Source organism: Micromonospora sp., assembly GCF_048594385.1.
In the GTDB taxonomy this organism is placed as follows: Bacteria; Actinomycetota; Actinomycetes; order Mycobacteriales; family Micromonosporaceae; genus Micromonospora; species Micromonospora wenchangensis.
Genome location: NZ_JBMDWU010000147.1, coordinates 1 through 10,898 on the forward strand (window position 1 = coordinate 1; position 10,898 = coordinate 10,898).

Annotated in this window: 9 protein-coding genes and 1 pseudogene; 5 read left to right on the plus strand and 5 right to left on the minus strand. The window is 74.9% G+C overall.

Translation table 11 applies throughout. From position 1 onward, the window contains the following. Positions 1 to 193: 193 nt before the first annotated feature. Complete coding sequence (locus ACOJTC_RS07355; protein WP_088646065.1) at positions 194 to 1,039, plus strand: helix-turn-helix domain-containing protein; 846 nt, start codon at positions 194 to 196, stop codon at positions 1,037 to 1,039. A gap of 7 nt (positions 1,040 to 1,046) precedes the next feature. Beyond that, positions 1,047 to 1,247 (plus strand): DUF397 domain-containing protein, encoded by a 201-nt coding sequence (locus tag ACOJTC_RS07360; protein WP_204923775.1) that lies wholly within the window; start codon positions 1,047 to 1,049, stop codon positions 1,245 to 1,247. A 65-nt stretch (positions 1,248 to 1,312) separates the two neighbouring features. Here ACOJTC_RS07360 and ACOJTC_RS07365 read toward each other — a convergent pair whose 3' ends face one another. From ACOJTC_RS07365 to ACOJTC_RS07385, 5 genes are all read right to left on the minus strand, one after another. Continuing rightward, positions 1,313 to 2,383: an ROK family protein gene (locus tag ACOJTC_RS07365; protein WP_420116272.1), complete on the minus strand. Its 1,071-nt coding sequence runs from the start codon at positions 2,381 to 2,383 to the stop codon at positions 1,313 to 1,315. Between the two features lie 197 nt (positions 2,384 to 2,580). Then, entirely contained in the window at positions 2,581 to 3,372 is a 792-nt protein-coding gene (locus ACOJTC_RS07370) for a putative protein N(5)-glutamine methyltransferase (RefSeq protein ID WP_357928681.1), read from the minus strand. Between the two features lie 157 nt (positions 3,373 to 3,529). Further along, the gene (locus ACOJTC_RS07375) at positions 3,530 to 4,693 is read right to left on the minus strand and encodes a cystathionine gamma-lyase (protein WP_420116273.1); all 1,164 of its coding nucleotides are present in this window, start codon (positions 4,691 to 4,693) and stop codon (positions 3,530 to 3,532) included. Then, the gene (locus ACOJTC_RS07380; RefSeq protein WP_204923771.1) at positions 4,690 to 5,697 is read right to left on the minus strand and encodes an NAD(P)H-dependent glycerol-3-phosphate dehydrogenase; all 1,008 of its coding nucleotides are present in this window, start codon (positions 5,695 to 5,697) and stop codon (positions 4,690 to 4,692) included. Before ACOJTC_RS07380 ends, ACOJTC_RS07375 begins: the two co-directional genes overlap by 4 nt. A gap of 40 nt (positions 5,698 to 5,737) precedes the next feature. Then, the gene (locus ACOJTC_RS07385) at positions 5,738 to 6,463 is read right to left on the minus strand and encodes a lysophospholipid acyltransferase family protein (protein WP_420116274.1); all 726 of its coding nucleotides are present in this window, start codon (positions 6,461 to 6,463) and stop codon (positions 5,738 to 5,740) included. Positions 6,464 to 6,591: 128 nt separating this feature from the next. Between ACOJTC_RS07385 and cofC the strand changes: the two are divergent. From cofC to ACOJTC_RS07400, 3 genes and pseudogenes are all read left to right on the plus strand, one after another. Then, positions 6,592 to 7,242: pseudogene (gene cofC / locus ACOJTC_RS07390) on the plus strand (2-phospho-L-lactate guanylyltransferase); the annotation flags it as partial. A 288-nt stretch (positions 7,243 to 7,530) separates the two neighbouring features. Continuing rightward, positions 7,531 to 9,852, plus strand: a complete 2,322-nt coding sequence (locus ACOJTC_RS07395; RefSeq protein ID WP_420116275.1) for an RNA degradosome polyphosphate kinase — start codon at positions 7,531 to 7,533, stop codon at positions 9,850 to 9,852. 49 nt (positions 9,853 to 9,901) lie between these two features. After that, positions 9,902 to 10,786, plus strand: a complete 885-nt coding sequence (locus ACOJTC_RS07400; protein WP_420116276.1) for an NUDIX hydrolase — start codon at positions 9,902 to 9,904, stop codon at positions 10,784 to 10,786. Positions 10,787 to 10,898 lie beyond the last annotated feature (112 nt).

Genomic DNA, 10,898 nt, shown 5'->3' on the forward strand with positions numbered 1-10,898 from the left:
GGGCGCTCGGTACGGGGGTTTTAAACCCGAGCGCCCCGCGCCTCATCCCCTCCGGTCACTCACCATCGCCGTCGCCACGACAACCGTTGGTGAGGACTCCGTTACAGGTTGACAGGTGCACAGGCGTGAATGCAACTCTCATCGCCTCTTCTCTCATGCACGTCTTCCCATAGACCTGTGTCACCATCGATGCATGGCACCGAAGACCGCCCGTGCTCGCCGCCTCGGCATCGCCCTGCGCGCCCACCGGGAGGCGGCCGGCCTCACCCTGGAAGCCGCCGCCGACGAGATCAACAGCACCCGCAGCACGCTCAGCCGCTACGAGAACGCGCAGACGCTGGTCAGCCCGGCCACCGTCCGCGCGCTGCTCAGCCTCTACGGGGTCCGGCCCGACGAGATCGCCGCGGCGGTCCAGCTCGCCAAGGACACCCGCAAGCCCGGCTGGTGGGTGCCCTACTCACACCTGCTCGACAAACGCACCATCGACTTCATCGCGCTGGAGGCCGAGGCCACCGCGATCGCCAACTTCGAACCGTCCATCGTCCCGGGTCTGCTCCAGACCGCCGACTACATTCGGGGCGTGATGCGGGGCGGGCCGCACACCCTCACCGACGAGCAGGTCGAGCAGCGGGTCAAGCTCCGGCTGGACCGGCAACAGCGGATCACCGCCGCCGAACCGCCGATCTTCGACGCGATCATCGACGAGGGCGCGCTGCTGCGCCCGGTGGGCGACCGGACGGTGATGCAGGCGCAGCTCAGCCACCTGCTCAAGACCTCGGAGCTGCCGAACGTCACCGTCCAGGTGATCCCGCTCGCCGCCGGCTACCACCGGGGCACCCGGGGCTCGCTGCACATCCTGGAGTTCGCCGACCCGGAAGACCCGCTGATCGCCTCGGTGGAGACCGTCGCCGGTCAGATGGTCCTGGACCGGCCGGGTGACCTGCGTACCTGCACCAAGATCATGGAACACCTGCGGACCGTCGCGCTCAGCCCGGCCGACAGCCGCGACCAACTCGTGCAACTGATGAAGGGACGGTAGGAGACCGATGACACCCACGATCGGCGGGGCCCTGTCCGGGGCCGCCTGGCGCAAGAGCAGCCACAGCGGGGACGAGGGGGCCTGCGTCGAGCTGGCGTCGCTACCGGGCCGGGTCGCGATCCGCGACTCCAAGGACCCGGGCGGCCCGGTGCTGCTCTTCCCTCCCACCGCCTGGTCCGCCTTCGCCACCGCCCCGCCGCGCCGCTGACCACCCCGGCCCCGCCCCGCACCCGTCGTGACGGGGTACGGGGCGGGGCCGGGCGCGTCGGCGGGTCAGTCGACCGGGACGTCGGCGGGTGGGGGCGCGGCGGGTGGGGTCCCGGCGGGGCGGACCGCCTCGGCGGCGGCGATGGCCACCCCCCGCGCGCCGGCCATGTCCCGGTCCGGCACCAGTGCGAACGTCGCCAGCGCGGCCTGCTCCTCCCGCAGCACGGTGTGCGCGCGGACGGCGTCGAGGAACCAGTCCCGGAACTCCGGTGCCGCCTCGACCACCCCGCCGCCGACGAAGTACGCGTGCGGATCGGTGAAGTTGGCCGCGATGGTGAACAGCCGGCCGAGCGCCGCCGCCTGCTGGGCGAAGACCTCCCGGGCCAGCGCGTCGCCCCGCTCGGCGTACCCGCGCAACAGGGTGGCGGCCCGCTCGGGCGGCTCCTGCGCCAGCGGGTGCCCCGGATACCGGGACAGCCAGTACGGCAACAGGTTGCGCCGGATCGCGGTCAGCGAGGCGACGCTCTCCGCGTCCCCGGTGAAGCCGCAGGCGCAGCGCGGTTCGGGCTGGTCGGGGGCGAGCAGCCCGACCAGCGGGATGTGCACGTGACCGAACTCGCCCGCCATCCCGGCCGCCCCGGTGACCACCCGGCCGTCGACCACCACCGCGCCGCCGAGACCGGTACCGACGATCGCCGCCACCGACGACCGGGTCGCCGCGTCGGCTCCGAAGTGGACGTGGTGGGCGTAGAGCGCGGCGGCGTTGCCGTCGTTGTGGTAGATCACCGGCAGTCCGAGCCGCCGCTCCAGCGCGCCGCGCACGTCGAAGCCGTGCCAGGCCGGCTGGGCGAAGTTCGTCGAGCCCCGCGACGAGATGACGCCCGTCGCGCTGGCCGGGCCCGGGGTGTCCAACCCGACCGCCCGGACCAGCCCCCGGGGCACCCCGGCGTGGGCCAGCACCCCGTCGAACGCGCCGGCCAGCGCCTCGATAGCCGCCTGCGGGCCGGCGGTCACCTCGCTGGGGGTCTCCACCAGCCCGTCGACCAGGAACCGGCCGTCCAGACTCAGCACCGTGGCGTTGTTGCTGGTGCCACCGTTGTCGAGGCCGACCACCACCGGCACGTCCACGCTGACCATCCGCCACCTCCGACCGGGCCTGCTGCGAGGTTAGTTCCCGTTCCCACCGCCCGTCACGCCCCACGTGCGGCAATCCCGCCCGGCACCCGCCCGGCCGGCGACCGGCCCCGCGCTGGGACCACCGGCCCCGCGCCGGCGGCCCGGGGCCGGCCCGACGACACGGGACCCGCTCGGCGACACGGGGCCGGCTCGGCGGCTCACTCCGGCCGGCGGGCCAGGACCCCTGTCGCGTCCCACCGGTCGGCGTGCAGGACCCTCGGCAGCAGCCCCAGGCCGGTCATCGCCGCACAGAGCGCCTCTGCCTGCCCGGCGCTGACCTCCACCACCAGGTGCCCGCCGGGCCGCAGCCAGTCGACCGCACCGGCGGCGACCCGACGCAGCACGGCCAGCCCGTCGACGCCCCCGTCCAACGCCACCGCCGCCTCGTGCAGCCGGGCCTCCGCCGGCATCAGCGCCACCGCCGGGGTCGGCACGTAGGGAGCATTGGCGACCACCACGTCCAGCCGGCCCCGCCAGTGCGCCGGCAGCGGGTCGTACAGGTCGCCCCGCACGACGGTGACGTCCCGGCCGGCCAGGTTGCGGCGGGCGCAGGCCACGGCGGCCGGGTCGACGTCGACGGCGGCGAGCCAGCGCGGGGCGAGCCGGTCGACGAGCGCCACGCTGATCGCCCCCGACCCGCAGCAGAGGTCGACCAGCGCCGGGGCCGGCCCGGCGACCGACGCGGCGGCCTCCACCAGCAGCGCGGTCCGGGCCCGGGGGACGAACACCCCCGGGTCGACGGCGACCCGACGGCCGCAGAACTCGGCCCAGCCGAGCAGGTGTTCCAACGGTTCACCGGCGATCCGCCGGTCGGTGAGGGCGGTGAGCGCCTGCGGCGAGTCGGCGGCGGCGGTGAGCAGCGCGGCCTCGTCCTCGGCGTAGACGCAGCCGGCGGCGCGCAGCCGGGCGACGAGGGCGGCGGGGTCGTGGGGAAACGGATCGGATGCCATGGTGATGCCTTTCGGGAGCGCACGTCGGCGCTCCCACCGTCGCTACCGCGGCGACGGAGCTCCGTTGCCGCAGCGACGGGCCTCGACGGGGAGCGCCGGTCCTGACGTCTGGTGGATCGGACTCACCTCCTCCGGTCGGGGCCCGGGTGGGCCGGCATCACGATAGCGGACCGGCCGCCCCCGCGTCGTCCAGTGCGGCGGTCACGTCGGCGACCAGGTCGGCGGTGTCCTCCACCCCGCAGGAGAGCCGGACGAACCCGGGGGCGGTGTCGTCGCCCCACTGCGCCCGCCGGTCGGCGCTGGTGTGCAGGCCACCGAACGAGGTCGCGGCGGCGACCAGCCGGGACGCGGCCACGAACCGGGCCACCCGGTCGGCGTCGCCGAGGTCGAACGAGAGCACTCCCGGCATCCGGCGCAGCTGCCGCGACGCCACCGGGTACGCCGGGTCCTCCGGACGGCCCGGCCACCGCAGCCCGGTCACGTCGGGCCGGCCGGCGAGCAGCTCGACCAGCGCCGCCGCGTTGGCGGACTGCCGGGCCAGCCGCAGGTCCAGGGTGGCCAGCGAGCGGTGGGCCAGCCAGGCGTCGAACGCCCCGGGCACCGCGCCGGTGGTGGTGCGCCACCCGGTCCCCGTCTCCAGCAGCTCCGCCGACCGGGCCGCCACGTAGCCGAGCAGCAGATCGGAGTGGCCGGTCAACGCCTTGGTGCCGGAGGCGACCACCAGGTCCGCGCCGAGGTCCAACGGGCGCTGCCCCAGCGGGGTGGCGGTGGTGTTGTCCACCGCCACCAGCGCGCCGGCCGCGTGCGCCGCGTCGGCCACGGCGGCGATGTCGGCCACGTCCAGTCCCGGGTTCGCCGGGGTCTCCAGCAGCACCAGCCGTACGTCGTCGAACGACGGGTACGGCCCGGCGGTGGGCACGAAGCCGACCCGTACCCCCATCCCGGCGAGGGTGGCGGTGGCGAACGCCCGGACCGGGAAGTAGCCGTCGGCGGGCAGCAGCACGGTGTCGCCGGGGCGCAGCACGGCCAGCAGCAGCCCGGTGATGGCGGCCTGCCCGGAGGCGAACACCCGGCAGTCGCCGCCCTCCAGCTCGCCGATGGCCGCCTCCAGTAGCCGCCGGGTCGGATTGTCCGGCCGGCCGTAGCCGTTCGGTGTCGCCGCCGGCCCCTGCCACGGGTCGAGGTGGTAGGGCGCGGCGAAGACCGGGCCGGGCAGGAACGGCTGCCCCGGCTCCGGCTCGGGCAGCCCGGCGTGCACGCACCGGGTGCCGTCGTGCCAGTGCGTCGTCGGGTCGCCCGGCCCGGTCGGCGGGCCGCTCACTCGTACGACTCCGGCTTGGCGGTCCGGCTCATCAGTGTGTCCACCGCGAGTCTCGGGTCCATCCCCTCGTGGCAGATCCGCTCGATCTGTTCGGTGATCGGCATCTCCACCCCGTGCGCGCGGGCCAAGTCCCGGATGGCCAGGCAGCTCTTGACCCCCTCGGCGGTCTGCCGGGTGGCCGCCTGCGCCTGCTCCAGCGTCTCCCCCCGCCCCAGGTGCTCGCCGAAGGTGCGGTTGCGGGCCAGCGGCGACGAGCAGGAGGCCACCAGGTCCCCCATCCCGGCCAGACCGGCGAAGGTGATCGGGTCGGCGCCGAGCGCCACCCCCAGCCGGGCGGTCTCGGCCAGCCCCCGGGTCATCAGCATGGCCCGGGTGTTGTCGCCGAATCCCATCGCGGTGGCGATCCCGTACGACAGCGCGATCACGTTCTTGACCGCCCCGCCCAGCTCGCAGCCGATCACGTCGTCGTTGGTGTACGGCCGGAAGTACGGGGTGCGGATCGACTGCTGTACCAGCTCGGTGCGGCGGGCGTCGGTGCCGGCGACCACCGTCGCGGCCGGCTGTTCGACGGCGATCTCGGGGGCCAGGTTGGGGCCGGAGACCACCACCACCCGGTCCGGGGTGACCCGGGCGGTCTCCACGATCACCTCGCTCATCCGCCGGGTGGTGCCCAGCTCGATCCCCTTCATCAGGGAGACGAGGGTGGCGTCCGGGGCGAGGTGGCCGGCCCACTCGGCGAGGTTGCCGCGCAGCGTCTGCGACGGCACCGACAGCACCACCAGTTCCGCACCGGAGATCGCCTTGGCCGCGTCGCCGGTCGCGGTGACCCGGTCGGGCAGCCGCAGCTCCGGCAGGTAGTCGGGGTTACGCCGGTGGGTGCGGATCGCCTCGACGACCTGCTCCCGCCGGGCGAGGATGGTCACCTCCCGACCGGCGTCGGCGAGGATCTTGGCGAACGCCGTCCCCCAGGAACCGGCCCCCAGCACCGCCACGTGCCCGCTCACGCCACCCCTGCCCCTGCGTCGCACCGGTCGATCCACTGGCTCATTCGGTCCCCTCGGAAGTACGCGGACGGACGGGACGTTCCCACAGCGGCGGCGGTGTGCCACCCCGGACCCCGGCGAGCAGGTCCCGCAGGGTCAGCATGATCTGGTCGGTCATCTCCTCCAGCACCACCCGGCTGGGGGTGGCCCCCGCCCAGCGGCCGAGGTCGACCGGCGGGCCGGCCAGCACCGTCACCGGGGTCCGGGGCCGCAGGCCCACCCGGCTGGTCCGCGGGTCGAAGAGCCGTTCCGGGCCCCACATCACCACCGGGACCACCGGCGCGCCGGTGGCCAGGGCCAGCCGGGCCGCCCCGGTCTTGCCCCTCATCGGCCACAGGTCCGGCTCCCGGGTGATGGTGCCCTCCGGATAGATCACCACCGCGCCTCCGGCGTCCAGCGCGGCGACCAGCCGGTCCAGCGACTTGACCGCGGTGGCGGTCTCCCGTTCCACCGGGATCTGCCGGCAGCGGTGCAGGATGTAGCCGACCACCGGCACCCGGAACACGCTGGCCTTGCCGAGGAACTGCGGCCACCGCCCGGCCTCGTAGATGAAGTGGGCGCAGACCAGCGGGTCGGCGTGCGAGATGTGGTTGGGCACGATGATGACGCCCCCGGGGCGGCGTAGCTGCTCGATCCCGTGCCAGGTGCGCCGGGTCCAGGCCAGCATCACGGGCTTGACCAGCGCCACGGCGAACCGTCGCCAGAAACCCAGCCTGCGCCGTGCCACCGTGCCTCCTCGTCACCCCACCCGCGTGCCGCACCCCCACCGTTGCGTGCCCGCAGCGGAAATCATGCCTGCTCGTCCCGGGTACGGCCAGTGCGGGTACCACCGCCGCCGCTGGCAGGATTGTCGACGTGGGCCAGGCGAGGTGGGTGGCGGTGGTGCCGGTGAAGCGGCTCCACGCGGCGAAGAGCCGGTTGCGGGGGGCGCTGCCGGCCGTACCGCACGAGGAGCTGGCGCTGGCGCTGGTGGCCGACACGGTCGGCGCGGTGCTGGCCTGCCCGGCGGTGGCCGAGGTGCTGGTGGTCACCGCCGACCCGCGGGTGGCCGCGACGGTCGGCGCGGCCGGCGCGCGGGTGGTGCCGGACCACCCGGACGCCGGGTTGAACGCCGCCCTGCGGCACGGCGCGCACGCGGCGGCCGACGACGGCCGGAGCTGGCTGGCCGCCCTCACCGCCGACCTGCCGGCGCTGCGCCCGGCCGAACTGGCCGCCGCGCTGCACGCGGTCGGCACCGGCCCGACGGGGGTACGCCGGTTCGTGGCCGACGCCCCCGGTACCGGGACCGTGCTGCTCACCACACCTCCCGGGGTGCCGCTTGCGCCCCGGTTCGGGGCCGGCTCGGCGGCGGCGCACCTGGCCTCCGGGGCGGTGCCGCTGCCCGGTGCCTGGCCGAGCCTGCGCCGCGACGTGGACACCGCCGCCGACCTGGCCGACGCGGCCCGGCTCGGTCTCGGCCCGGCGACCGGCGCGCTCACCGGTGTCGGCCCGGCAGCCCCCGGCCGGCGGCCCCGCGCCGACCGGCCGGTGTACGGTGCTGGCATGCAGGGCACCGTGGCGACCTTCGACGCGCAGAGCCGCACCGGCGTGCTGCTGCTCGACGACGGCACCGAGCTGCCCTTTCCGGCCCGCGCCTTCGACGCCTCCGGGCTGCGGCTGCTCCGTCTCGGCCAGCGGTTGACGGTGCACACCGATCCGGACGGCGGGGTCGTCCGGGTGACGTTGCCGACGATGGTCTGAACAACGCGGCCCAAGTTCATTTTGCGTTAACCGTAATCGGGTGATTATGAGCGGGTGAGCACCCCTCGCGAGCACCCCACCAGCCCGTCCGCCGCCACCGACCCGACCCGCAACGGCACCCGCCGTCGCAGCGGTTCCCGCACCCGCCGCGCCCCGGAGGAGGTCTCCGCCACGGCCCCCGACTCCCCGGGCGCCAGCGCCGCCGGGGCCTCCGCCGGCCTGGACGAGGTGCTCGACACCGACGACCGCCCCGCCGACGGCGTCCCGGCCGGCGGCGAGGGGTCGACGGGCGACGGGCCGCCCGCCGTCGCGCCGCTGCCGGCGGACCCGTTCCTCAACCGGGAGCTGTCCTGGCTCGACTTCAACGGCCGGGTGCTGGCCCTGGCCGAGGACCCGCGCACGCCGCTGCTGGAACGGGCCAAGTTCCTGGCCATCTTCGCCAGCAACCTCGACGAGTTCTACATGGTGCGGGTGGCCGGGCTCAAGCGCCGGCTCTCCGCCGGCCTGCCGGTACGCGGCGGGGACCGGCTGCCGCTGCGCACCCAGCTGGAGCGGATCACCGAGTGCGCCGCCGGGCTGGTCGCCCGGCAGGCCGCCTGCTTCGTCGACGACCTGCTGCCGCAGCTCGCCCGGGAGGACATCCGGATCATCCGCTGGGCGGAGCTGGACGACCCGGAGCGGGAACGGCTGCGCACCTACTTCCGGGAACACATCTTCCCGGTGCTCACCCCGCTCGCGGTGGACCCGGCGCACCCGTTCCCGTACATCTCCGGGCGGTCGCTGAACCTGGCGGTGGCGGTGCGGGACCCCGACGGCGGGTCGGAGCTGTTCGCCCGGGTGAAGGTGCCCAACAACGTGCCCCGCTTCGTCCGGGTGGGCCGGGACCAGCCGGGGCTGCGGATGCTGCCCGTGGAGGACCTCATCTCGGTGCACCTGGGGCAGCTCTTCTCCGGAATGCAGGTGGTCGAGTGCCACCTGTTCCGGGTCACCCGCAACGCCGAGGTGGAGGTCGACGAGGACCGCGACGAGGACCTGCTCCAGGCCCTCGAACGGGAGCTGGCCCGGCGGCGGTTCGGCCCGCCCGTCCGGCTGGAGGTCGCCGCCTCCATCTCCGACCACATGCTGGAGCTGCTGGTCCGCGAGCTGGACATGGACGACCACGACGTGCTGCGGGTGCCCGGCCTGCTGGACCTGTCGGCGCTGTGGCAGCTCTACGGCGAGGCGGACCGCCCCGACCTGAAGGACAAGCCGTTCGTGCCGGCCACCCACCCCCGGCTGGCCGAGGGCGAGGTGCCGCGCAGCGTCTTCGCCACCCTGCGCGACGGCGACGTGCTGGTGCACCACCCGTACCACTCGTTCGCCACCAGCGTGCAGCGCTTCGTCGAGCAGGCCGCCGCCGACCCGAACGTGCTGGCCATCAAGCAGACCCTCTACCGCACCAGCGGCGACTCCCCGATCGTCGACGCGCTTGTCGACGCCGCCGCCGCCGGCAAGCAGGTGGTGGTGCTGGTGGAGCTGAAGGCGCGCTTCGACGAGGTGGCGAACATCGGCTGGGCGCGCACCCTGGAACGGGCCGGCTGCCACGTCGTGTACGGCCTGGTCGGGCTCAAGACGCACTGCAAGACCGCCCTGGTGGTACGCCAGGAGGGCAACCAGATCCGCCGGTACTGCCACATCGGCACCGGCAACTACCACCCCAAGACCGCCCGGCTGTACGAGGACTTCGGCGTGCTCACCGCCGACCCGGAGATCGGCGCAGACCTGACCGACCTGTTCAACGTGCTCACCGGCTACAGCCGGCAGACCGCGTACCGGCGGCTGCTGGTGGCCCCGCAGGGCATCCGCAGCGGGTTGGTGGAGCGGATCGAGCGGGAGATCGCACACGTCCGGCTGGGCATGCCGGGGCTGGTGCAGTTCAAGGTGAACTCGCTGGTCGACGAGGAGATCACCGACGCGCTCTACCGGGCGTCGCAGGCCGGGGTGCACGTGGACCTGCTGATCCGGGGCATGTGCACGTTGCGGCCGGGGGTGCCGGGGTTGTCGGAGAACATCCGGGTCCGCTCGATCCTCGGCCGGTTCCTGGAACACTCGCGGATCTTCCGGTTCGGCAACAACGGCGACGCCGAGTTCTGGATGGGGTCGGCCGACCTGATGCACCGCAACCTCGACCGCCGGGTGGAGGCGCTGGTGCAGGTCAGCGACCCGGTCGCCCGCGCCGAGCTGGACCAGGTGATGACCACCGCGATGAGCCCGGACGTGGACGCGTTCGAGCTGGCCGCCGATGGCAGCTGGAGCCGGCGGACCGGCACCCCCGAAGAGCCGCTGCACGACCTGCAGGAGCTGCTGCTGCGCCGGGTGGGCGGTTCCGACGGCTGAGCCGGGCGGCCGGCCGGTACGGGGGATCGCCCGGACGTAGGGTGATCGGATGGTGGACGAGGAGCCGGTCGGCATCCGGGCGGCCGGTGGGGTGGCATGGCGGCCGACCGACGACGGCGGGATCGAGGTCTGCCTGGTGCACCGGCCCCGCTACGGCGACTGGTCGCTGCCCAAGGGCAAGCTGGAACGGGGCGAGCATCCGTTGCTGGCCGCCGTGCGGGAGGTGGCCGAGGAGTCCGACGTCCGCGCGGTGCCGCAGGTCCGGCTGCCCAGCGTGCGGTACCGCAGTGAGGGCCGACCCAAGCTGGTCGACTACTGGTCGATGCGGGCCGTGGGCACCGGCGGGTTCCAGCCGGGCACCGAGGTCGACGACGTGTGCTGGCTCGACGTCGACGCGGCGGTCGCCCGGGTGAGCTACCCGCACGACGCGCAGGTGCTGGCCGCGTTCGCCACCCTGCCCCGGGTCACCGGCACGGTGGCGCTGGTACGGCACGCGCACGCCGGCAGGCGGGCCACCTGGTCGGGGCCGGACACCGGCCGCCCGTTGGACGCCGAGGGGGTCACCCAGGCGCAGGCGTTGGCCCCGCTGGTCGCCCTGGTCCAGCCGGTACGGCTGCTGTCGGCCTCGCCCCGCCGGTGCGTGCAGACCCTCGGGCCGGCGGCCGCCGCGCTGGGCCTGCCGATCGAGGTGTGCGGCGACTTCGACGAGCCGCAGCCGGGCCAGCAGGTCGACGAGTGCGCGTTGGCCGCCGCCGGCCGGCTGGTCGAGCTGGCCGCCACCGGGCAGCCGGTCGGGGTGTGCAGCCAGGGCAAGGTGATCCCGGGCGCGTTGGCCCGGCTGGCGGGACGCGACGACGACTTCGACACCGCCAAGGGCGGCGGCTGGCTGCTCGCCTTCACCGCCGACGGGCTGCTCGCCGCCGACCGGTTCTGAACACACGGACGGGGGGGCCCCCGGCCCGGGGGCGGCCCGCGGGGGGGGGCCCCGGGGTGCGCCGGGCGGCGGGCCGGCGGGGCGGGGGGGTGTGGGGTGGGGGCGGTGTAGC